12 protein-coding genes, 1 tRNA gene and 3 pseudogenes are annotated in these 23970 nt (G+C 59.3%); 8 read left to right on the top strand and 8 right to left on the bottom strand.

Translation table 11 applies throughout. The features are described from left to right. The first annotated feature begins 54 nt into the window (after positions 1 to 54). Entirely contained in the window at positions 55 to 1536 is a 1482-nt protein-coding gene (gene pyk, locus NIBR502772_RS10920) for a pyruvate kinase (protein ID WP_104062009.1), read from the top strand. Between the two features lie 102 nt (positions 1537 to 1638). On the opposite strand, the gene NIBR502772_RS10925 is transcribed toward pyk, so the two are convergent. Next, the gene (locus tag NIBR502772_RS10925; protein ID WP_056345656.1) at positions 1639 to 2244 is read right to left on the bottom strand and encodes an ANTAR domain-containing response regulator; all 606 of its coding nucleotides are present in this window, start codon (positions 2242 to 2244) and stop codon (positions 1639 to 1641) included. Between the two features lie 203 nt (positions 2245 to 2447). Here NIBR502772_RS10925 and NIBR502772_RS10930 point away from each other — a divergent pair. After that, positions 2448 to 2529, top strand: a tRNA-Leu gene (locus NIBR502772_RS10930). 936 nt (positions 2530 to 3465) lie between these two features. On the opposite strand, the gene NIBR502772_RS10935 is transcribed toward NIBR502772_RS10930, so the two are convergent. Next, entirely contained in the window at positions 3466 to 3747 is a 282-nt protein-coding gene (locus NIBR502772_RS10935) for a hypothetical protein (protein ID WP_141140189.1), read from the bottom strand. Between the two features lie 1444 nt (positions 3748 to 5191). After that, positions 5192 to 5605: pseudogene (locus NIBR502772_RS10940) on the bottom strand (aldo/keto reductase); the annotation flags it as partial. 427 nt (positions 5606 to 6032) lie between these two features. On the opposite strand from NIBR502772_RS10940, the gene NIBR502772_RS10945 reads away from it, so the two are divergent. From NIBR502772_RS10945 to NIBR502772_RS10975, 6 genes are all read left to right on the top strand, one after another. Then, positions 6033 to 8603: an ATP-binding protein gene (locus tag NIBR502772_RS10945; RefSeq protein WP_168223513.1), complete on the top strand. Its 2571-nt coding sequence runs from the start codon at positions 6033 to 6035 to the stop codon at positions 8601 to 8603. 526 nt (positions 8604 to 9129) lie between these two features. Next, on the top strand, positions 9130 to 10245 hold the full coding sequence (locus NIBR502772_RS10950) for a hypothetical protein (protein ID WP_141140191.1): 1116 nt from the start codon (positions 9130 to 9132) through the stop codon (positions 10243 to 10245). Positions 10246 to 10861: 616 nt separating this feature from the next. Beyond that, a complete protein-coding gene (locus NIBR502772_RS10955) occupies positions 10862 to 11152 on the top strand; it encodes a hypothetical protein (protein WP_141140192.1) in 291 nt (96 codons plus the stop codon). A 618-nt stretch (positions 11153 to 11770) separates the two neighbouring features. Then, a complete protein-coding gene (locus NIBR502772_RS23055; RefSeq protein WP_141140193.1) occupies positions 11771 to 11923 on the top strand; it encodes a DUF2510 domain-containing protein in 153 nt (50 codons plus the stop codon). Positions 11924 to 12451: 528 nt separating this feature from the next. Next, positions 12452 to 14587: a P-loop NTPase fold protein gene (locus NIBR502772_RS10965; protein ID WP_141140194.1), complete on the top strand. Its 2136-nt coding sequence runs from the start codon at positions 12452 to 12454 to the stop codon at positions 14585 to 14587. A gap of 279 nt (positions 14588 to 14866) precedes the next feature. After that, entirely contained in the window at positions 14867 to 16177 is a 1311-nt protein-coding gene (locus tag NIBR502772_RS10975) for an ISL3 family transposase (RefSeq protein WP_246848688.1), read from the top strand. 458 nt (positions 16178 to 16635) lie between these two features. On the opposite strand, the pseudogene NIBR502772_RS10980 reads toward NIBR502772_RS10975, so the two are convergent. The 5 genes and pseudogenes from NIBR502772_RS10980 to NIBR502772_RS11005 all read right to left on the bottom strand — a co-directional run. Next, a pseudogene (locus NIBR502772_RS10980) lies at positions 16636 to 16852 on the bottom strand (IS110 family transposase); the annotation flags it as partial. Positions 16853 to 16862: 10 nt separating this feature from the next. Then, positions 16863 to 18173, bottom strand: a complete 1311-nt coding sequence (locus NIBR502772_RS10985; RefSeq protein ID WP_246848688.1) for an ISL3 family transposase — start codon at positions 18171 to 18173, stop codon at positions 16863 to 16865. 174 nt (positions 18174 to 18347) lie between these two features. Continuing rightward, positions 18348 to 19024: pseudogene (locus NIBR502772_RS10995) on the bottom strand (transposase); the annotation flags it as partial. A gap of 109 nt (positions 19025 to 19133) precedes the next feature. After that, the gene (locus tag NIBR502772_RS11000; RefSeq protein WP_141140195.1) at positions 19134 to 19763 is read right to left on the bottom strand and encodes a hypothetical protein; all 630 of its coding nucleotides are present in this window, start codon (positions 19761 to 19763) and stop codon (positions 19134 to 19136) included. Between the two features lie 536 nt (positions 19764 to 20299). Continuing rightward, positions 20300 to 23716, bottom strand: a complete 3417-nt coding sequence (locus tag NIBR502772_RS11005) for a DUF3376 domain-containing protein (RefSeq protein WP_168223514.1) — start codon at positions 23714 to 23716, stop codon at positions 20300 to 20302. Between the last annotated feature and the right edge of the window lie 254 nt (positions 23717 to 23970).

Here is a 23970-nt window from a genome sequence, read left to right on the forward strand (position 1 = left end):
CAGATTCACCTCCACAACAACTTAACCAATGCAGGACACTACTAGGGTAGGTATATGAGACGCGCTAAGATTGTGGCCACTTTTGGCCCGGCAATTGCCAGCTTTGAGAACACCCTCGCGGTGTTGGAAGCCGGTGTGGATGTTGCCCGGATGAACATGAGTCACGGTGACTACTCCGTGCACGACAACACGTACGAGAATGTCCGCAAGGCAGCAGCCCAGCTGAGCAAGCCTGTGGCGATCATGGCTGACCTGCAGGGCCCCAAGATCCGTCTTGGCCGCTTTGTGGACGGCCCCCACGCACTGGCCGAGGGTGACATCTTCACGATCACCACCGCGGACGTTCCGGGCACCAAGGACATCTGCTCCACCACGCTGAAGAGCCTCACCGAGGACGTCAACGTGGGCGATGCCCTGTTGATCGACGACGGCAAGGTGGCCCTGCGTGCGATCGAGGTCGACGACGTCAAGGTCGTTACCGAGGTTACGGTCGGCGGGATGGTGTCCAACAACAAGGGCATCAACCTTCCCGGCGTTGCGGTCAACGTGCCGGCGCTGAGCGAAAAGGACGAGGACGATCTACGCTGGGCCATGCGCCGCGGTGTTGACATGGTTGCACTGTCGTTCGTGCGTGACGCCTCCGACATCACCCGCGTGCACGAGATCATGGACGAAGAAGGCCGCCGTGTGCCGGTCATCGCCAAGATCGAAAAGCCGCAGGCAGTGGACCAGCTGCACGAAATCATCGACGCCTTCGACGCCATCATGGTGGCCCGTGGCGACCTCGGTGTGGAACTTCCGCTGGAGGAAGTGCCGATCGTGCAGAAGCGCGCCATCGAACTGGCACGCCGCTGGGCGAAGCCGGTCATCGTGGCCACGCAGGTCCTCGAATCGATGATCGACAACCCGCGCCCCACCCGTGCGGAGGCCTCCGACTGCGCCAACGCCGTTCTCGACGGTGCAGACGCCGTTATGCTCTCCGGCGAGACCAGCGTGGGCAAGTACCCGATCGAGACCGTCAAGGTCATGGCACGGATCATTGAATCCACTGAGGTCCACGGCCTGGAACGCGTTCCGCCGCTGGGCACCAAGCCCAAGACCCGTGGTGGCGCCATCACCCGCGCCGCCGTCGAAATCGCCGACCAGCTGGATGCAAAGTACATCTGTACTTTCACCCAGTCCGGCGACTCCGCGCGCCGCCTGTCGCGTCTGCGCCCCATCAGGCCGGTATTCGCGTTCACTCCGTTGGAGCACGTGTGGAACCAGCTGGCGCTGACCTGGGGCATCCAGCCGGTGCTGGTTCCCATGGTGGGCCATACTGACGAGATGACCGCCCAGGTTGACCGCAGCCTGCTGGAATTGAAAGTAGTGGACGACGGCGACCTGGTGGTTATAGCCGCCGGTTCGCCTCCCGGAAAGGCCGGTTCCACGAACATGCTGAAGGTTCACCGGGTCGGAGACCTGGGCGACGCCGGCAGCCTAGGCGGCGAAGCTGGTGCACCCAGGGAAAAGCTCGGTCCCTGGCCGACGACATAGCAACTTAAAGGAAGGACCCCTGCCGGTTGGCAGGGGTCCTTTCTTTGGTCTCCGGGCGTCTGGTGATTGAGCTTGCCGAAATCCCCGGTGTCGCCTGTTGTGCTAGTTGACCTGGTTGATGATGGTCTCGGCGACCTCGCGCATGCTGAGGCGGCGGTCCATGGAGGTCTTCTGGATCCAGCGGAAGGCCTCCGGCTCCGTCAGGCCCATCTTGGTGGTCAGCAGGCTCTTGGCGCGCTCGACGAGCTTGCGCGTGGCGAACTGCTCCTGCAGGTCCGACACTTCGCTTTCGAGGGCCTTGATTTCCTCGTGGCGGGAGAGCGCAATTTCCAGGGCCGGGATGAGGTCGGCCGGGGTGAAGGGCTTGACCACGTAGGCCATGGCGCCGGCATCGCGGGCGCGCTCCACAAGTTCCTTCTGGCTGAAAGCCGTCAACAGGACCACGGGGGCGATGCGGGCCTTGACGATCTTCTCGGCTGCGGTGATGCCATCCATAATCGGCATCTTGACGTCCATCAGGACGAGGTCCGGCTTGAGTTCCTCGGCGAGCTGCACGGCCTTCTCGCCGTTGTCTGCTTCGCCCACCACGTCATAGCCTTCGCCACGCAGGATCTCGATGATGTCGAGTCGGATGAGGGTTTCATCCTCGGCCACAATGACGCGGCGCGCCGGCTGGGACGTGGGTTTTGACTCCGTTTGTTCAGTCACGGGATCTCCTTGGAAAGGTACGGCGGAACATCACCATCTTAGGTGCGCCCGCGGCCGTAGTTTGATCTGCATGGTCTATTGCGGCGTCAGCGGCGCGATTCTGGAATTCAGCCTATCTGCATGTAGAGTAATTCCGCGTACGTGAAGCGATCGCGTTGCTCACAATCAGCTGTGGGCGTACCGGTTTGCACAGCGTATTCCGCGCCCGAGTGGCGGAATTGGCAGACGCGCCGCACTCAAAATGCGGTATCGAAAGGTGTGTGGGTTCGAGTCCCACCTCGGGCACGCATTCCCCCTCGTCAGAGGGGGTTTTGCTTTAATGTGTGGACATTGACCCTCCGTGGGTCCCTCTGACACTGGCCGCGGGCGGTGCCTGGCGCCGCGGTCGCCTTTTCGGTTGTGTGGGTGGCGGGGTTAGGACGCTGGTGAGTAGGCCCTCCGTTTGCTGGGATGTGGGGGCATTTGTGTCTCCTTTCCGGTTGCTGTGGTGGCCGTAGTTGGTCTGTCACCTATTCATGTCTCGCGGTTGCGCTGATGACATGACCTGGATGAGATTTTCTTGAGATCCTTTCGTTATTTCCGCTCCATCTTGGAGTCTGGGGGAGGGGGAATGTGGCCGTTTGTCCGGCCAAAGGGGTGTGGACATTGTCCACATGGTGTCCACGGGCGGTTCTTCACCTTGCATTTCCGTCCGTGTCTGCAGGTTTTGCCGGGCACCACTTCATGCGTCCGGACGTTCCATGCGACATGACCTGGAGGGAAATTCGGTGTCCCTCGCCTCGTGACGGTTTGATCGGCTGCCCAACTGGCCATCTCGTGAGTCCTTTCCGCTGCTCGTCCGGTTCTGATGACGCGTATCCATGTTCTGCGTGGACGATTCTGATATGACCTGCGGGGGAGACCGGGCGCGGAAGCCCGTCGTGGCCGCGGCGAGTGTGCCGTCGAGGGCGGTAGCGCCGGCTGGAACGGCGCGAGCGTGACTGGGAGCGATGGTGTGTGGGACTGAAGCCCACCAACGGGCTCAGTGTTGTCGCAGCCCAGGGGCATTTCCGGCCCCAGCGTGTGTACAAATTTCTGCAGAAGTGTGGACCCGCGCACGGAACTGCTCCAAGCCACATCGCTCATGCGCTCGTCTGCCAGGAGCCCATCCGTGCTGGCTCTCGAGCAGGGAAGGGCAGTTTCTAGGTTGGCGTGCGGCCAGTTTTTCTGGGATCGAAGATCTCAGTCGTGGTTCAGCGAATTGAGGTCGCCCTGGGTAGCGTCAGTGCTGATCGAGGAACCCGTTGATTTGCCGTTGATGGTGACTCTGATCGTGTCCCCATCGGTGACGGAGGCCACGGGAAAGGGTCCTTCCGCACTTGTTGGGCGGAATGCGGTGATCCCGTCAGCGTCCGCCGTGGTTGGATCCGGGCCGCTCCCCAGAAGGGAGTACCCGACCAGCGAAATGGATACGAGCGCGGTAGCCATCGTGGGGCGCCACACTGCCCGGTTTGCGGTGGTCATTGGATCAGGCTTTCAGTCGCAACAGTCGGGCCAGATTTGATCTCCGTCTTGAAGGCCGTTGCCGGGGGTCCAGGTCTGCGGAACAGCGGATGGAGTCCACCGCCCCGTGGCGGGGTAACTGATTCCGCTCGACGCTGTGACTTCCGTGCCGATGGAGGACGGGCCGAGGGCCCGGGTCGCTGCTATCCGTTTCATGCCAGGCTCCTGCGGTGAACCGTTCCGCTACCGCAGACGAGAGAGGCAACTTCCTGGGCTGGTGCTTGGTTCATGGCTCTTCCTGCTCCGCGTATATAGCTCCGTGCCTCTGCTCAAGCGGCTCGGTACGACTTGTGTGCTGCTGGGTTAACCATCCCGCCGCTCGATCAAGACTTCCCATGGTTTTCCCTAGCTCAGGTGAAATTCTTGGGCAGGGAAAGGAAAGCATCCTGGAAACTGCGGTCGTGCGGCTGGTCAGCGACGGGTGCCTCGTCGCACTTACGGACCGGGCTTGGCCCGAACTGGTGTGTCATACCTGTCAATGACCGTGGACGCGGCATTCGACATGACTTGTTCGGTCGACCGCGTGCGCGGGTGGCGGCTTTGGCATTCCGGCCTGCGCCAGGTGCTGGGCGAGCTTCGACGAGAGGGCCGAAGAGGGCCTGGCTGTTGTTGGCGCCGTGGGTCATGGTCAGATCGCAAGACGGCCGCCGTCGCGTCCTGGTCGCTGCGAAGGTATCCGCCGACTCTACGGGCGTACATGAGTGCGTGATCGGCGTGGTGGGCAGGTCTAGCCATTTACGCGGAACGCGGCGTTGAGGTGTCCGGGTCGTGGATCATGTCGCGTTCCTGTCTGCGGGATACTGGATGACGTCGTTACATTTCCATGCCGCGGACATGACGCTTCGGTATGACCTGCAGTTTTGATGCCTAGGACTGCGAACGTTTGCCATTGTGCTCAGACCTGGCGGAGAGGGCCAGGGGAAGCTAGCAGACAGTCCGTTGTCTCAAGTCCCTTAGATGGAAGCTTTGTCCCGGCTCAACCCCCTATTTCATACGCGGGTCGGCCACAGCCTGGCCGCATCCAATTGTGCAACAAGCTGTTGCACAATTGGACACGGTGCTGCTGGATAAGGCGAAGACGCCAGACCAGCGTTCCCGGTATCCCTCAGCGCGGTTGAATACGGCTGGTCCCGTAACGTGCTCATGAACAAGACCCAGGAGCGAACCCGGGCGGCAGGTAGGAGCTTCGTAATGCGAACCAGCAGACGTCTCGATTACCTCCGGTATCGATTTGGGTGACCACACTCATCGGCGACGGGACATCCGATCATCGCAGCTCACGGGATGCACATCGGACTCTTCCGGCGGCCTGCGACTTTAGGCCGAGGCCTGCCAGGGTCCAGCGAGGCCGGGATCCGGGACCTGCCGTCGCACGAACGCAGGTCCCGGACACACGTCTCACCAGTTAGCGGCCGATCTTGTCCAATTCAGCGAGGTCTTCGACAGAGAACGAGAGCCCCGCGCCAGTGACGTTCTCGCGCAAGTGCGCGACCGAAGATGTACCGGGAATAAGCAGGATGTTAGGGGAGCGCTGCAACAGCCAGGCCAGGGCGACGGACATCGGTGTCGCGTCCAACCGCGACGCCACGGCAGAGAGCGCTTCGGATTGCAGTGGGCTGAAGCCGCCGAGCGGGAAGAAGGGCACGTAGGCGATACCGTCTATTGCGAGCGTATCGATCAGCTCGTCGTCGTGGCGGACGGCGAGGTTGTACATGTTCTGCACGCACACGATCGGCGCGATAGCGCGTGCCTCCGCAACCTGTTCCGCCGTCGCGTTGCTCACGCCAAGGTGGCGGATCAGGCCCTCCTTCTGCAGTTCGACTGGCGCTTCGGCGCCAGTGCCTTGCAGGCAGCATAAACAGACGGATATTCGGACAACCGATCCAAGGTCATGCGCACTGCACGGTCACGGACTTCGGGTGGAAACTGCTTGGGCATAATCACTATCTTTCGAAAAGAAGATAGCGGCATCAAACCCGGGACGGTTCAGTGAGCGTCAAGCGCGCCACTCCTTAGATGAGCACAACTTTTTCCTTCGGGATTGTATGTTTGGTGTACTCACTCACATTTCAATTGCGGGGGCACAGATGGCAACGGATTTTCGCAGGACTTCGCTATGGTCTCGAACTCTCGGCGTCGAGGACCACCCCACTCACCAGGAGTCCATCAGCAGACTACGTGAGGGATATCTTTCATTTCGAAAGGCTGTTAAGCCACTGGCAGAAGAAATCAAGGTTTCAATGCCAATGTTCACGGATCATGGAATTGAGCACATTGATTCACTTTGGGACACAGCTTCGGTATTGACAGACGAAAAATTTCCCCTGAACCCGGCCGAAGCTTTCGTCCTTGGTGGAGCTTTCCTCCTTCACGACCTGGGCATGGGATTGGCTTCGTACAAGGACGGTCCTGAATCCATCGAAAATGATCCCCTCTTTCAAGACATGGTCGCCTTGAACAGCAAACCTCCCGCAGGGAACGAAGCGCAAGACCCCGAACATGCCCGTCTTCAGGCCACGGTGGCCGTCCTGAGATGGCGGCACGCAGCACAAGCGGAACGTCTGCTGAATGATCCCTTCCTCTCTGACGACGGAAAGAACATCTGGCTGCTCGCGGATGACGGCCTGAGAGCAGCGTTTGGTGCTGATATTTCATCCATCGCCCAAAGCCACTGGTGGGACGTCGATGACCTGCCACACAAACTTCCGGTTGACCACGGGGTTAATGCCGATTTTCCAGGAGATTGGGAAATTGATCCGCTCAAGCTTGCGTGTTTGCTTCGACTTGCCGATGCCACGCATATCGACAGCCGTCGGGCCCCTCGCTTGCTTCACGCATTTCGCCCGCAGAGTGGAGTCTCGAGAGAGCACTGGTTTTTCCAGCAAAGGCTTAACCGCCCAAAACTTAGCCAGGGGCGGCTGCTATTCACTTCGAGTCAATCCTTCGATGAGCAAGAAGCCCGTGCCTGGTGGCTCGCGCACGACACCTTGCAGATGATCGACAATGAGCTTAGCCGTGTGGATTCGCTCTGCTCAGATATGGGGAAGCCACAATTTTTAGCTAGGGGTGTCGTTGGTGCTGGCACTCCTGAAAGACTAGCTAAGTATGTAACGGCGCGTGGATGGAAGCCAACGGATGCAAGCCTGCGGGTGAGTCGCGTTGAATCGGTTGTAGAGAAGCTGGGCGGCAAGCATTTGTATGGCAAGCAGCCGTGGATAGCGGTGCGGGAGCTTATTGCCAACGCCGCAGACGCGAGTACGGCCCTGCACTTCGCATCTGGTGAGCCGAAGCCAGCCGTCTACGTAAGGCTATATCAGGAGGCGGGTCGCTACTGGCTTGAAGTTGAAGATCACGGCATAGGGATGACACCTGATTCTCTCGTTGGTTCCTTGACGGACTTTGGTCTCTCCGGATGGCATTCGGGAGATTCCCTCCATGAGTCCCCGGGCCTTGCTTCGCGCGGATTTCGTGCCCGAGGTCGCTTCGGCATAGGTTTCTTTTCCGTGTTCATGATTGCAGATCGTGTTGAAGTTAAATCCCTTCGATATCTTTCCGGGTCGACTGAAACCACAGCCCTAATTTTTGAAGACGGATTGTCCAGCAGGCCGCTTCTTCGTGATGTTCCGCCTCGGGAACGACTGACTAGGAACGGAACAATAGTCCGCGCAAGGCTCCAGCACGATCCGCTGTCGACCGAAGGGCTCTTCGGCACCGATGCAGTTCAAGAGTCTCGTTCGCAGATGTTGCGTGACATGATCGAGCAGCGTTCAGTCCTGCTGGACACGGACCTACTTGCGGCTGGCCCGGAGGATGAGACCGACATCTTGCTTGTTACAGCGAACGAATGGAAGACTTGTGATGCAAGGGAGCTCTTTAGAAAAATCTACAAAGACCAACTCCGCTCGCCCCAATTGCAACCCATGTATGAGGCCTGGGAAAGCGTCTTTGTAGAGCATGAGCAAGCCCTCCGCGACGATTCGGGGGAGGTGGTTGGTCGGGCCATTCTGGCAGCAGGTCTTGAAAGCGACGCATTAGCCGATGTGTGGTGGTGGCCCTCACCTAGGGCAGAGACCTTTGTAGGGGGTCTGGCCAGCGACACGATATTCGACTGCTTGGGCGTTTTTGAAGGGGAGCCATTACGCGCAGATCGTAACTCCGCCTTCCCAGTGGCGTCTGAAGACGAACTCCGGCGTTGGGCTTCGTCACAGGCTGAGCTAACGAGTACAAGTCGCTTCGCGACCGCTCAGACCAGATATGGCGCAGCAGAGCTTGCGCGTTCCGTGGGCGAGAGCGTGCCCTATCTACCATGCGGCTACATTAGTTCGGGTGAGTTGGTAGCGTCCGATCTTGCCGATTGGATTGCCAATCATGACGAAGTCATATTGATTGCCTCGTACGAACTTCTCGTTTTCCACGACGAGACTGGCAAAGTCCTGTATCTGGATAGAACGCGGGGCCGTCGAGTCGAGTTGCCGAACAATGTGATTGTCATGGACTTCTGGGCACATTGGTTCTTTCCGGAGGAGATTCGCCCTCGGCCAAAAGACTCGCGTTTTGGAGAGTATGGCGCACTCAACTCTAACGACTGGAACCCAAAGCATTGGTGGTATGTCAACGGCAAGATAGGTTCCACGGCTCTTTTGCTAGAGGCGATTCTGGAATCGTGGACTTGTACGCCGCAAGACGTTGCTGAAAATTTTCATCAGCGCAGGCTAGGGCGCGCGGGAGATGAGCGGATTAAACTCACTTGTGTGGACGACAGCACAAAGATTCAGATTGAAGGCTACCTACTGAGTCGACCAGTTGGGACCGCGTAGCTGATTCTCCAGGGTGCTACACATCTCCGGTACCCCGACGCTCTTGGGTAGGAGAATCCCTGCTCTGTCGATGGTGGGGGTTCGCGCTCAACAGTCCCATGCCTGGACCAGCCTGGGGGTAGGCGCCCATCACGGCCTGTGCCACGGCGGCCATGCATGAAAGGGACGGCTTCGGAGGGCTCATGAATGTCCAGTTGCAGAGCAACTCCTATTTTGCTCAGTTCGCTTGGACGTTCACACGGCATAAGGGCCGGTTCGGACAAGACTCGGTGAAGCGCAGCGTGAATCATCGTGCCAATGGGGTTCACCATGTTTGAGCAGAATGTTCCCGGCTTGTGGCACCCTATGAAACCGAGGCCTTCACGCCGAAGGCGGAGCCTATTGTTGACACCCGTTGCTGTAAGTCTCCAAAGCCGTCCGCACGCAATGGCCGTTAGATGCACGCCCTTTTGCACAGGAACAGTGCCGTTTCCTTTGCCGATCCTTCGTGGGAGCATAGGGGCGCGGCTGACAGAGAGGAGACGGAGTGGTCAACCAGCAGGGAAAAATCGAGGCAAAGATCTGGTCATGGCGGGTCTATTCGATCCACCATGATTATCTATCCAAACGGTCCCTGGATCAGCACGATCAAATCAACATTCTCGAAAACACGCCGCGAAGGGGCGACACGCTAACAACTCGACTCGGAAACCTGCCTGGTGAATACTACGAGACTCAGAAGAAAGTTGCTGCGAGCCTGCGCGCCTTATTTGGCGCCGTTGGAAGTGCTGCCCCAGACTGGCTTCTTTCCAGAGATGATTTCATCGACAGTATTACAGAAGAAATGCCCATAGAGCCTGTCCCAGGGAAAACGTGGCTCACCATAGAACTCAGTAGGTCTGTCATCATCACGGACAATACGGGGAGCCGCTACCTCTGGAACGATATGGCAGAATGCGAAGAGTTGCTCGTAAACTTCAAAAGGGATCGGAAAATGGCCTTTGAAGCTGCCGCGGCCGCAATCGCCGGCGTGAATCCCGAATGGCTTAGATATCCCCAAACTGATCCAGAACGCGTCTACATCGGTGCAGAGGGTAAGGAACCCACGATCAACCTCCAGTTGGAAGTCGGTGAACCCATCGTCTCGGGACAGCGTGACTGGGCGGAACTTTCCCCTTCGTCAGCGGAGGAGATTGGGTACGCAACCCGAATTTTGATGAAACCGGAAAATCGGAGAATCATTGGCCCGGCCAGTTGGCTGACGGCAGCCCGGAGTGAAACATCGGACTCATTTCGCAGATTCATGTTTGCCTATTTTGGTTTAGAGATGCTGGCTACCAGTTTTGAGAACGCTAAGCGGAAACAAACAGTTCAGAAACTCGAGGTGGCAGCTGGCGCTCCCCTGGATGAACTTATGTGGCCAAAGCCGAATGACGATTCAAAGGATCCATCGAGAAATTCAATGTTCAACTTCGCCATAATGGCGGTGGCACTATCACCTGATCCTCGTGCCGACATCAATGCTTTTCGTCCGATGAAAAAAAGTCGAGATTCTATTGCTCACGGTTCCAGCGTGGACATTGGTTCTTTGCCTGCCGCCGAGGCTGAGGCCCTACTCCTCCGCTATCTGGGTCTAGTATCTAAAGAGAAAATATATGAATAGACTCTTGGTCGATAAGTGAAAAGCCATAACCTAGTCAGAGTAACATTGTTGGGTGCGTCTATGGTCGGAGCTGTTGACGCCAACCGAAAACAGGGCCATAAGTGCCAATTGAAAAATTTGTGGTCCGGACACAGTTTTCAACCGTCACAATGGATCACTTTTCGACCGTCACCGACATCGGCGCCCTCGCTCGGGCGTCCGTCGTCGGTTGCAAGGAGGGCGGGAGCGTTTGATTTCGACCCCGAGGAAAGACCCCGGCAGCGGTTCACGCCTCCTAATGTCTCTCCTCGGACAGCGCGATGTCCACCGGTGAGGCGTCAGGATAATATGAACGTCTCGAAAGGGTTTGCTTAGCGGATGTAGGGGAGCTGCTACATGGGAAAGTCAGCAAGGGTGCTGGGGTGGGAATTTGGCCGGACAGCTCAGGAGATGAATGTGCTCTGAAGGAGCATGGTTATCTGGAGGGGAGCCCCGGCGCTTACGGGCTCACCGACAAGGGGATGCAGTACGCGAAGCAGGAAGAGCCACTCGGGGCACGGGCGGTTACTCGCACTACAACCGAGCCTGGGAAACCCGGACGTGGAACGACGACGCTGCAGCCGCGCTGGCAGCTGATATGGCGGCGAACCCGACCCGGCGCGAACCAAACGAGCCTCCTGTCCAGCAAGACGACGAAGCTTTTGACGCCGACGACTCGTTCTATGAGTACAACGGCAACAGCAGAAAAGACGCCGCGACAGATGCAGCGGCGGGAGTGATACTTCTGGCTGGGGTAATAGGTGGCCAGCTCATAGCCCCGCACGTGAAGCCGTGGCTGAACAACACCGTGAAACCTGCTGCAAAGAAGCTGCGGGACAAAGTCACCAAGCGCAAGCCAGCCGAGCCCACCGACTTCGACGCGACATAACCGGTGACCCGGCCGCCACGCCCTCAACTGCAAGGTCAGGCGCGGCCGGCCATATTGGAGGCCTGCCTGGACTGGGGCGCTGCCAGCGCGGCGCCCCTCAGCGGCCGGCCGTTCTCGTCGTAGCGCGACTCGCCCATCAGCTCAGCCATCGGGTCCTTCATGGCTGATAGGCGGGCGGCCACCGCATCCTGACCATCAGGGGATTCGAAGGCGTCCTACAGCTGCGCCATCTGGGCCTTCGTCGGCTCGGGCTGTGCCGTCTTGGGAACCCCACGGCGCTCCGGCCAGGTCCGGTTCTCGGTGACGGTGGCGACGTAGGACTTGCCCAGCCGACGGTTCCCTCTGTGGCTTTGCCCCCCAAAGGAGCTTGTGGTTGCAAATCGGTGTGCAGGGACGGCGTGAGGCCGTGTTCCCGGGGCCGCCTTGGGCCTCCTTGCGATGCCGCCCACTCGAAACATAGTCACCCGTTGGAGGGGGTCGGATCAGGGGGCGCAGGCCCCGCGAGCTCAGCACGGTAAGGCCCGGCAGTTTGCGAACAAGGTCAACAACGTAGCTGCAGAGAATCGGGCCAACCCTGTTGGTTACCAGGATGCCGCAGCACTGGAGGCTGCAGCAGCAATGTCGGCGTCAGCCGCACCGGGCGCTGTCCCTCCGCCCCCGCCACCTGCGAGCGTTCCTGCCGGCTGGTACCCCCAAGGAGATGTCCAGCGGTACTGGGACGGTTCCGCCTGGACCGAGCACACGGCACCCCTCGCACCCTCGCAGAACTGATGAGACAGCGGAAGCGGCCGCCCTGGCATCCAGGGACGGCCGCTTTTTGCTTGTCAGCTACGTGATTGGGACGGTCTCCAGTACCTGGTACTTGTCGTTCTTCGGGAAGGTGTGGCGCTCCGTCCACGGCACTTGACTTGACTCCTCCCCATTTGGCCCTCTGGATATGGCTTTGGGAGTGACCGAACAACTCATGCTGCGAAGTGCGGTCTCGTCCTTATATTTCGGAGCCCGGTCAGGAGGAGTGAGTTGTGTTTGAACATAAACGGCACTGCCAGGAATGTGCACCGTCCATGCGAACAACAATAAAAACCGGGCACCTTTCTCACTGGCGTCACCGCTCAATCTGAGTGGGCGCAGCGGTCGGGGCGGAAGTGCGGGCAGGAAAGGGCTTGCGTGATCGACTGACGCCCGGATCCTGAGATCCCGAAGATCGCCCAGCAAGGAGTGGAAGGAAACAACGCGATAACATTGCCTGAATGACGTCCGGCGTCAAACCGGGAACCGTGGCAGAGAGTAGGAACCTTCATGTCAAAGGGCGAGAAAGAATCGCATGACATGGTCGAACATGAATCGGTCGCCTTCTGGGGAGTCGAGACAGCCCTAGACGAAGTGAAACAGCAAGAGGGCATTCAGAAGAGATTCCGTCAATTGCTGCAATCCGATCCGTTTCGGCATTACCAGATGTACGAATCTGAACTCGATCAAGCATTACAGCGGTTCATGCCCACATTAATTATCCTACTCGCACCGGAGCGTAAAGAATTCGTTCGTTGGACGAACGAGTACGCGAGCTTGAGTAGAAAAGTGCCGCGACAGTCGGTGCGCTTCGTTGTCAGGCTACTTGGGCCGTTGATTGCAAGTGCCGTTGGTGTCCTGACCCCGCTCACTTACGGCGGACTGTTCCGCGAAGGCGTGGGCATGCTTCAAGTGCTCACTCTTCTCTTGGTCGCGCTTGCTACTATCTCCTCGGTGGCAGCATCCTATTTCTACCTGCGCCGCCGCCGATGGGACCGACTGCGAGCAGACGAAGCTTATTTGCAGCTCCAAGTAAGCCATGTGAAGTACTCGCAAGAGGCTGAAATGCGGGTGAACGAAGCGTTCACTCGTATCTTGAATGAAGTCCTAGGTCCGAAGGGCAAGCTAGCTTTCCCGACCTTTGCCCCGAGGCTCGTCGAATTGGATAACTCCGCGTTGGTAGCGTCAGCGTCCATCCTTTACTTGCGCGACTTCGTTGGCGGTCACGAGTCTTCGGCGATCGGTATAGCGGGACCTCGGGGGAGCGGTAAGTCAACTGTGATGAGGGCTATCAGGGATGATCAGTCGCTGGACCCACACTATGTTTCCCTAACGGCGCCTGTTCGTTACGACGCAACCGAGTTCATACGTCGCTTGTACCTAGACGTGGCTTTAATGATCGATGAGCACAACGGAAGCACCTTTAAGGAGATGCAGCAGGGTCGAGCCCGAAGAGTCACAAGTGTGCGTCTTCTCGTTGGGGTCCTAGCAATCACCATTGGATCGATGATCGTGGTTTGGGATCTACTGATAACCCAACTGGCGCTGTCATTCATACGATTCAGTCCTGTAACTTTGCTGGGCGCAGCAATTGCAGGCTTCGGATTGTTGGCATATATCAACGTACTCGTCGGAGTTCGTGGTCGGACGTCAAATGAGACAAAATCCGCGAGACTAGCAAGAGATGCTATACAGGACTTACGATTCGACTCGGAAATGATCAATAAATCCAAAAATGTCACCAAGCTTTTTGATGGATATTTATCACTAGAAGATGAGGATTCGCTCACTCTTAAGGGTCGTGCTCTTTCGCAAGCCGATCTTGTCAACGGCCTGCGGGTTTTGCTCAGAACCTTCGCAGACGACCAGAAGCCGAATCCAGTGGTGATAGGCGTCGATGAGTTAGACAAGATCAGCGAGACCGAAGATCTTATTGAAACAGTGAATGGTCTCAAGGACCTCTTTCATATCGAGGGTGTGCACTTTGTGGTCTCCGTATCCACCGATGCACTGCTCAGTTTTGAGAGGCGGGGACTCCCTTCGAGGGACGCGTTCGACTCTGCATTCGACGCCATCATTCGTGTTAAACCACTAGCCCTAGACGAATCACTCCGTGTCCTGGCGGCGCGAGCGGCTGGCTTTCCGCCGCTTGTGGGAGCGTTCTGTCACTCGTGGGCTGGAGGTCTCCCTCGTGATCTTTTGCGAGTGGCGCGGAGATGCGTCGAACTGCAACGCTCATATGGCACGCCGCTGTCGGTAGACATGTTTGTGCGAACAATTATTAGCGAGGATTTAATCGCGATCCTTGAAGGACAACTCAATGCACCTGACCTGTCTGCGACAGACCAGTCCGAACTTTGGGCCCTTAGAGAGCGAATAATCAAACTACGAATGATCAATCCAGAGCCGCCAAACTTAAATTCCGCCGATCCTTCCATAGGTGTCGCACAACTCCTCACACTTCTCGGGGAGGCGCTGGTGGGCTATTTCTCGAGGACGTCCGAGGAACCTAGCAACTGGTCCTCACTCGACGTAGAAGATAAGAACCGTTTTGAATTAACAGCCCATGCCATGTCTAAAAGAGGAGAGATGGCCTTAATCAGGTCAGAGGCATTCGAAGCGGCGGTACTCGCATTGTCATCCTAACGGGTACAGCACATCATGTAGTGCCGGGGCTCCACATGCGCCCCTGCAAACCGAATAAAACCATGCAAGGCGGTGGAGGTCGCCTCTTTAGAGGGCCTTATCACGCAAAGTATTGCGGCCCTTCGCAGATGAGCGTGGTTAGGGCGGTCTGAGACTGGCGCCGCGGGGTAGGGCAGTTTCCGGTGCGGCGTGGTGCAGCGGAAAAGAAGTCAGGGCCTCTTTGAATTGGAAGCGACCAAGCAAACCAAAACCAAAAGAGACCCTGACATGAATAACTCTATGTCTTGTTCTGATGGCCGCTGGTGCACGCGCGCGGATGCGCTGCTCGGTGTCGAAGGCGTACACGTCAGCTCCGTCACAGCAACCCCAGGCGGACTGATTCTGAGCGTCGAGACCGGGGAGGACGTCACCGGCTGCCCCGACTGCGGCGTCGTTGCGGTCGGGCACGGGCGCCGGCAGGTTCGGCTCCATGACATTCCCTGTTTCGGCAGGCCGGTGCGGCTGCTGTGGGCCAAGCGTGTCTGGCGCTGCCCGGATCCGGACTGCCCGAGGACGACGTTCACCGAGGAGCACCCGCTGGCCGGGCCCCGGGCGAAACTTACCGACCGTGCCGTGAACTGGGCAACCGACGCGCTGCAGCATTTCGACACCTCGGTATCGGCACTGGCCCACCAGCTCGGCGTCTCCTGGCACACCGTGTGGCACGGGATCCGGGCCGAGGCCGCACGGCGGATCGCTGACACAGGCCGGCTGAAGGGGGTGAATGCGCTCGGCGTCGACGAACATGTCTGGGCCCACACTGGTCCGCCCGGCACCGGGATGGTCACCGGGATCGTGGATCACACCCGCGACGCGGACGGCATCGTTCACGCCCGGCTGCTGGACCTCGTGCCGGGACGCTCCGGCAAGGCCTACGCCGACTGGCTCAAAGACCGCGGCACCGGGTTCACCGCCGGGATCAAGACCGCTGCGCTGGATCCGTTCCGCGGCTACGCGAACGCGATCCGTGACGAACTGCCCGAAGCCATCACCGTCCTGGATGCCTTCCACGTCGTGAAACTGGGTTCGGCCATGGTCGATGAGGTCCGCCGCCGGGTCCAGCAGGACACCCTGGGACACCGCGGCCGCAAGGGCGATCCGCTCTACGGGATCCGCAGGACCCTGCAGATCGGCGCCGAACACCTCAGCGAGAAACAGGCCGCACGCCTCGATGCGAAACTCACCATCGGGGACCCGGACCACGAAGTCACGCTGGCCTGGCAGTGCTACCAGAAGCTCCGCAACATCTACCACGCAAGGCCGGAACGCGGCCGTGAACTCGTCACCGAGGTCATCGCGTCGTTCCCGACCTGCCCCATCCCGGAAGTCGCCCGCCTCGGCCGGACACTCAAACAATGGAAAGCCGCGATCTTGGCCTACTTCGACACCCTCGGCGCCTCCAACGGCCCCACCGAGGCGATCAATGGCGTCATCGAGACCACCCGCAGAATAGCGCGAGGCTTCCGCAACTTCCCCAACTACAGAATCAGATGCCTACTCGCCGCCGGCGGCCACCGTCCCTACCGGGCAAAACAAACCAACCATGCCTAAATGCGAAGGGCCAGTATTGCGGCACGCAAACAGAAATAAAGGCCGCAACTCCTTAGCAGCCTGTTGCCGGTCCCAGTTGTAGGAGCTCGGTTTGCTGGCACCAACGGCGAGGGCGGCGTCCCTCCGGCCGGCTCCTTCTTGGCGCAAGCGGACGGATTCTAGGGGTCGGCGCAACCTCCGAAGTCAGCTGGGTATTCTGATCATTCACCGCACAGTGGAATTCACCACGAACCGCGGGGAGCCGACAAACCCGTTGGCGACTACTGCTTGGGAGAATGGTCCGACGGCAGCCGCCCCGCCGGGGATCTCAGTGATCCGCCGGATGGTTGGCGCCGGGGTGTCGCTATGTTTTTTGTCAAGCGTTGGGGCTGGGATTTCTTCGCAGATGGTTCGACTTATTTGTGGGCAGGCATGAATGGCCAGCGGTGGGTGGTGCCGGCAGCTGACAGGCCGGCCGTTCAGGCGCTCTTGGGTCCGGGTGCTTCGTAGAGTGTGCCGTCTCGGAGCATTGCGAAGGACGTCGCAGCGGCGCCGTGCGAGGGCGTTGAGGGCTTGGTTGTAGCGTTTGCCTTCGGCGCGTTTGCGGTCGTAGTAGGCCCTTGAGAGTGGGTCTTTGAGCGCAGCGAACGCGGAGAGGAAGAAGGCCCGTTTGAGGCTTTTGTTGCCCTTTTTGGGCCCTTCGCATTTAGGCATGGTTGGTTTGTTTTGCCCGGTAGGGACGGTGGCCGCCGGCGGCGAGTAGGCATCTGATTCTGTAGTTGGGGAAGTTGCGGAAGCCTCGCGCTATTCTGCGGGTGGTCTCGATGACGCCATTGATCGCCTCGGTGGGGCCGTTGGAGGCGCCGAGGGTGTCGAAGTAGGCCAAGATCGCGGCTTTCCATTGTTTGAGTGTCCGGCCGAGGCGGGCGACTTCCGGGATGGGGCAGGTCGGGAACGACGCGATGACCTCGGTGACGAGTTCACGGCCGCGTTCCGGCCTTGCGTGGTAGATGTTGCGGAGCTTCTGGTAGCACTGCCAGGCCAGCGTGACTTCGTGGTCCGGGTCCCCGATGGTGAGTTTCGCATCGAGGCGTGCGGCCTGTTTCTCGCTGAGGTGTTCGGCGCCGATCTGCAGGGTCCTGCGGATCCCGTAGAGCGGATCGCCCTTGCGGCCGCGGTGTCCCAGGGTGTCCTGCTGGACCCGGCGGCGGACCTCATCGACCATGGCCGAACCCAGTTTCACGACGTGGAAGGCATCCAGGACGGTGATGGCTTCGGGCAGTTCGTCACGGATCGCGTTCGCGTAGCCGCGGAACGGATCCAGCGCAGCGGTCTTGATCCCGGCGGTGAACCCGGTGCCGCGGTCTTTGAGCCAGTCGGCGTAGGCCTTGCCGGAGCGTCCCGGCACGAGGTCCAGCAGCCGGGCGTGAACGATGCCGTCCGCGTCGCGGGTGTGATCCACGATCCCGGTGACCATCCCGGTGCCGGGCGGACCAGTGTGGGCCCAGACATGTTCGTCGACGCCGAGCGCATTCACCCCCTTCAGCCGGCCTGTGTCAGCGATCCGCCGTGCGGCCTCGGCCCGGATCCCGTGCCACACGGTGTGCCAGGAGACGCCGAGCTGGTGGGCCAGTGCCGATACCGAGGTGTCGAAATGCTGCAGCGCGTCGGTTGCCCAGTTCACGGCACGGTCGGTAAGTTTCGCCCGGGGCCCGGCCAGCGGGTGCTCCTCGGTGAACGTCGTCCTCGGGCAGTCCGGATCCGGGCAGCGCCAGACACGCTTGGCCCACAGCAGCCGCACCGGCCTGCCGAAACAGGGAATGTCATGGAGCCGAACCTGCCGGCGCCCGTGCCCGACCGCAACGACGCCGCAGTCGGGGCAGCCGGTGACGTCCTCCCCGGTCTCGACGCTCAGAATCAGTCCGCCTGGGGTTGCTGTGACGGAGCTGACGTGTACGCCTTCGACACCGAGCAGCGCATCCGCGCGCGTGCACCAGCGGCCATCAGAACAAGACATAGAGTTATTCATGTCAGGGTCTCTTTTGGTTTTGGTTTGCTTGGTCGCTTCCAATTCAAAGAGGCCCTGACTTCTTTTCCGCTGCACCACGCCGCACCGGAAACTGCCCTACCCCGCGGCGCCAGTCTCAGACCGCCCTAACCACGCTCATCTGCGAAGGGCCCCTTTTTGGACGTGGTCGCCGCGGATCGAGGTGCCTGACCGCCATGTCACCGGGGTCAGTCCGGCGTATGAGGCGAGGTGGCCTGCGGTCTTGAATTCCTTGCCCGCAACTTCGGTGATGATGTGCGCCTCCGTCCTGACCCCGACCGCCGGAATGGAGGTCAGGACGGGTGAAGAGGGTGGGCCTCCACGAGAGCCTCGACCTGGGTGAGGATGAGGTCCCGGAAGGTGCGCAACTGTTTGAGCATCGCTGCCAGCTGCGGTAGGACGATGCCTGCCGCGTTGGTGCCGACGACCAGGACGGACTGCTCGCCCAACGCGGTGAATACCTCCACCGCCCAGCCCTTCCCTGCCCGCGGCGCATACCGCGAGAGCAGGGCCACAACCCGGGCCTGGCCAGCCTTGCGCAGCATGGACGGCGTGGGTTATTTGGCCGGGTGGTCCAAATGCTTGCCAATGACCCGTTCCAGGGCCGGATGGACCTGAGTGAGGAGCCCGCGGATCCGGTTTGAGGTGGCCGTGGCCTGCTTGGCCAGGTCATCATCAAGGCCACACAACATCGACAGCTCCGCGATGCGCCGAATGGCCAGACCGGGCAGGTAGCCGACCATGATGCCCTCGGCCTGCGCCACGGCGACCGGCAGGGGACCGATGGTGGAGGGCTGGTCGACGACCAACAAGACCTGTCCCTTGCCCGCTACGGCCATCGAGGGCGAACTGGATGGTTCACTGCCATCGGAACCGTCGATATCGTCGGTCAGAACCATTATTGTTTCTTGTGCCATGTAATCATGGTTATCAGCGAGGCGGCCTTGCGGCTGCCGGCGCTGCCTGCTCGAAACTGGGCGCGGGGACCGGCTCGCTAGATACCTTCTCTATACTCTCTATACTCTCTATACTCAACGCCGCCGCCGCCGCTTGTTCTATGAGTGCCCTGAACTTTTTGTCGCTAAAGAGTTTCTTTTTCTTCTTCTTGGACAGGTCATCATATTGGCTTAGTAAGTCTCTGGCGATTTTCTTCTTCAGCTTTTGTTGTTCTCTCTCCGCGTCGGCCTTTGCAGCCTTGAGTTGCTGGGTGGCGTACAGGGGTCGGAGTGCAATGAGGCCGCCAGCAAGGGTGATAAATGAAGTCACTGCCGTAACAGAGGCCTGCATATCCATCAAAATTTCCAGCGGGCTTTCCTTGCGAATAGACTCTATGATCACTGAATCGGCAAGGTTGGCCCGAGTTGTTGACCTCGTTAGTTCATACGGCTGTGCCATTCCGATAGTTAGAAGTGCCTCTAGGTTTTGCATCAGGTCTGTGAAGTCCGCGATCGTGTAGCGATGATCGGCAAAAACGACACGGACGGGGATACCGGCCCTTTTGGGAGGTGCAGTTCCACCTGGTTCGTTGGGTTCAGCCGCCCGTTGGTTCCCTGCTGCCATGGCGCACCCTTCCCATCGTTGACGAGTTGGCGCTTAGGTTACTCTTCCAGGGATGTTGGCACTAGGGTCGGCCGGAGAAAAGATTGGAATTATCATTTTGTGCCTGCGAGATGCTATCGCGGTAGTCTCCCAACATGGACTTAAGCTTGTAGAAGGATCTTGGGGGATTTTCAACGACCTCGCCACAGTTATTTTGCCGATTATCGGTGTCATGGTGGGTGCGAAGCTGGCCCGCCGTGCAAGCGACCATCACTGGCGCAAGCAGGAACGTGAGCCCGGTTTCAAATCGCGGTAGTCGTGTTCGATGCGCCACCGGCTCTCCCACTTCGAAGGACAGTCCTTCCCGGGTTCCACCATCACGCCCCCCTCGTGTCCGCGGCACACCTGTTCATCACCGGGAAACGCCTCGCCACCCCAAAAGCGGCAGGCAGCCTGATCCTGTACGGGGTCCTCAAAGAAACTCCAACGGATCCTCATCCGACAGCTCGGCTGCTGCCCCTACTGCCAACACGCGCCACCAACCTAACAAAGTACTTCTAGGCTGCTGTCTGCCACGGGTTGTCGTCGGCGTCCTCGTAGGAGGCCAAGCGGTCCCAGGAACCGGTCCACCAGATGAAGTGGCTGGTGATGACCCAGGTGGCGGCCAGGTCCAGGGAAGTTACTGCTGCAGTTGCGCCTACGTCAGTTAGGCCGATGAGCGTGAGTGATCCGATGGTGATGGCTCCTGTCAGGCCGCTGAGGCAGAGCCAGGCAATAGTCCCCTTTTTTGTCCGGAGTTTCCGGGCGCCGGTCATCCAGCCATGCGTAAGAACAGCTGATATCACGGTACCCGCAACGCCTAGAGCGATCGACGAGTTTAGGAATGGATCGTTACCTGGAGGGGTCGTCGATGGGGGGAGCCATGCTGTGCCGGCCGCTGCGGCAAGGGCGGTTATCGCAGCTGAGGCCCAAAGCCAGTCGGCTTTTCGGCGCAGAGGGGTTATCGGTAGTGTTCGAGATGCTCGTCGTGCGGCGAGAAGCATCCATGCGGTGGCGAGGACGAATATCCATGTTCGGCAGGTGAATTCTTGCTCGTGGTCGAGTATTACGACGCTGGTAATCAGCGACGCAGTCCCCGAGCAGCAGTAAACGATTGACCATCGCGCGGACCTTCTCAGCCGTGGTTCCGCGTCTTCGCTGAGGGAGGGCATCTGTTTGAGAGTGTGCCGTCGGCTGAATCCTTTGATGACTCTCGGTAGCGAAACAGACACTGCTGTGAGGAGAACAACGATCGATAGGGCGGTGGAGATCCAGAAGGCGTTCGGTTCTTGGTTGTGGTCGGCGGCTGGTGTTGCTGCAGCGATGGCTGTAGCCAGCAGTGAAGCGCAGAATATTCCGGCGAGGTGGCAAAAGGCAAAGGGTGCATAGGTGAGGAATAGTGGTGCGATTGCGAATGAGGCGGCCTTGGTGTGTCTGGACTTACCGCCTATCACTGCTCGCAGGCCGACCCTCGCGACGCGGTGCGTAAGCGCTGAGAGGTACGCTGGGCGAAGTCGGGATAGGTCGCCCGGTCCGGCCATCAGGGAGTCGATGCTTTGCTGTCGGATCACGGACTGTTGGGCGGCGGCAATGTCTTCCTTGCCCGACATTGTTCGTCTGACCAATGGTTCGCTCTCGTCGAGACCTCTCGACGCCGTGGACAGCGGCAGAGACTCCAGCGTTCGAATAATCCCGGCTGAGGCATCGATTCGTCCCCAGGACCAGTCGTTCCGCCGCCAGTTCTCTGAAAAGAAGGCCGCGAAATTTCCCAAGGCCGATCCCGCCAGTTTCGCCTCTGCTGATAGCCCGGACGGCAGGTTTTCTTTTATGGCAGCTGCTGCAAAATCGCTGTCCCCCAGACGAAGCCAGCCCTGTGCCACTGCTGCCCTATGGGCGGCCAATAAGGATCGAAATTTCGGGTCAGCGTCCAAAGAGGAGGGCTGAGACGCAGATATTTTTTCAAAGAGTATCGCTTTAACGGGGTCCGGTCGGTCAAGAGGGGTGATGTATGGGGCGAGATCTCTCGCCCCGAATTCCTCTCGGAAGGCAGCCCATTGCGCCGGCGTACGAACTGACCCCTCATTGTTGTATTCCTTGAGCGCGGCAACGCATCTGTCCAGCTCGCTCCACAGATTCTTGATGTCGGTACTGCCTTGGGCCTTTAACCATTCCTGAACCATATTGTCCAAGGGCATTCGTTGTTTGATGAGGTCAAGGATCTGTTGGTCCCGGAGCGAACGCGCTGAGATGTTGATGAAGTGGAGTAATTGGCGCACCGATTTTTGGGTCAGGGGCCCGGGGATGTCGGGTAGGTAGGAACTGCCTGCGCCAGCGAACGCGGACTCCTCGAGGTCCCGGAGCCATGATAGGGCCGCCGCTGCAGCGTCGATGAGTGCTTGAGATCCGCCCAACAGCGGGCCTCGTCCTGCTGATGTTTCCTCCTCCAGCAGGCGATAGTGCTTGCGCAATGTTAGATCGAGCGGTGTGATCAAGTCCGGTTCCCAGGCGCTGAGGGAATGCCGCTCGACAAGTATGGAATCCAGCTGCCATCGTGCCGGATCGCGCAGGATCTTGTAGAAGAGATCAAAGTCCGACGTGCGTCGTGAGCGGGCATATGACAGGCGGATATCGGAGGCATTCGATACCTGGTACTGCAGAGCGCCTGTCCGCCAGGCGTTCATGCGGGTCTGTTCTAGGAGTTTCGCCCATCTAAGGCGCTGAAGTTCTTCTACTTCGTCAGTGCCGGATTCGCGGATGCCCCGCATTCCGATGCCTGTTGTGACGACCCGGGAAAAGTACGACAGATTGTCCGTTCTGCGGCGATGCGGGGTGGCCGGGTTGGGCGGTGGGACCCGTTCGGAGGGGGCTCTGCCGAATGCCGATAGCTCGGGGCTGGGGTCGAGATAGACGACGAGGCGGCTTGCGTAGTAATCAGAGCTGAGGGACTTGATGGCAGAAAGAGCCCGGTCGATGGGAATGTTGTCCAGAACGCCACCGTCGACGACGCGAAAAGGCTTCACACCGGTGCGGTGCGCGTTGAAGGCGAAACTCATGTCCACGGCGCCTGGAGGCGCTGCCGATTCTGATGTCGGAGCAGTGGGGTGCGACCAGATGAGGCCAGGTTCGAAGGCGCCAGGAAACGAGGAAGTGGTTCTGGCTGCATAGGCAAGGCGCCATAGCTTGTCCGCGTCGGGAGCTGTTTCTCCGCCGCGCGGAATGTCATTTCCATCCACCGGTGCGGTGCCAGGATCGTCTGAGCCTTTGAAGTGAAAGTGGCCCCTGCCCTCGCGTGTGGGCAGGCTGCTGAGATATTCCGGGTCGGTGATCGTGGCTGAAAGATCTACGACCACGCGGTCAGCAACGTGTGCGACGTTTTGATAATCGGAATCGTAGAGATTCATGAGTTCGTCATGCACGCCTTTCCAGAAGTACGCATCACCTTGGAACAGTGAGGGAACAGATCGCAGCCCGCCAGCTCGAAGTAGTTTCCAGATCGACCCCTGAGTCAGCCATGTGTTCAGAACGCATTCAAAGCTTGCTCCGGCCCGCTGGGCGGCACCGTAAAAGATGGCGTTCAATCCGCCGGCGCTGGCGCCTGCCAATACATCGATTTCAACCCGGTCGTATCCGCGGGAGGCTAGCCACTTGGCGTAGAACTGGGCCCGAGTGAGGAGCTCGCCGGAACGCTCTTCGTCAGGATGGTTTTTGTTCAGGTCTCGGACGAAGAATCCATGTAGGGCGCCATCCATGGAGAATATTCGCACGCGACGCAGGACGTCCAGCTCGGCAATGGCTCCGCCTATCCACACTGCGAGGCTAACGCCGCCCTTGACCGCCAACGCCAATCGCAGTATGCGCCCGAACGGCGGGCCCGTCATCAGCCGGTTGTCACCCTTGTTAAATTCGACTTCGTCGATAGGCCATGGATCGTCCATGTCAATTGTCGACCGCGAGGGCAGTTGGGGCGTCCCGGACTCGAATATGACAATCCTGCCGAGATGTTGGTAGAGGGAATTGTCCGGCCACCGTGACTTCTCAGTACTTTCATCGTTGATTACTGCGTCGGCAGGGTCGGTTGGGACTTGCTGATCTAGCCTTTCTTTCGAGCTGCTGGACTCGGGCATGCCATCCTCAATTCACGTAGATCGAGCTGACAGGTCGACCAGAAAACGATCGCTACGCAAGAATG

The sequence above is a fragment of the Pseudarthrobacter sp. NIBRBAC000502772 genome (assembly GCF_006517235.1).
Taxonomy (GTDB): Bacteria; Actinomycetota; Actinomycetes; order Actinomycetales; family Micrococcaceae; genus Arthrobacter.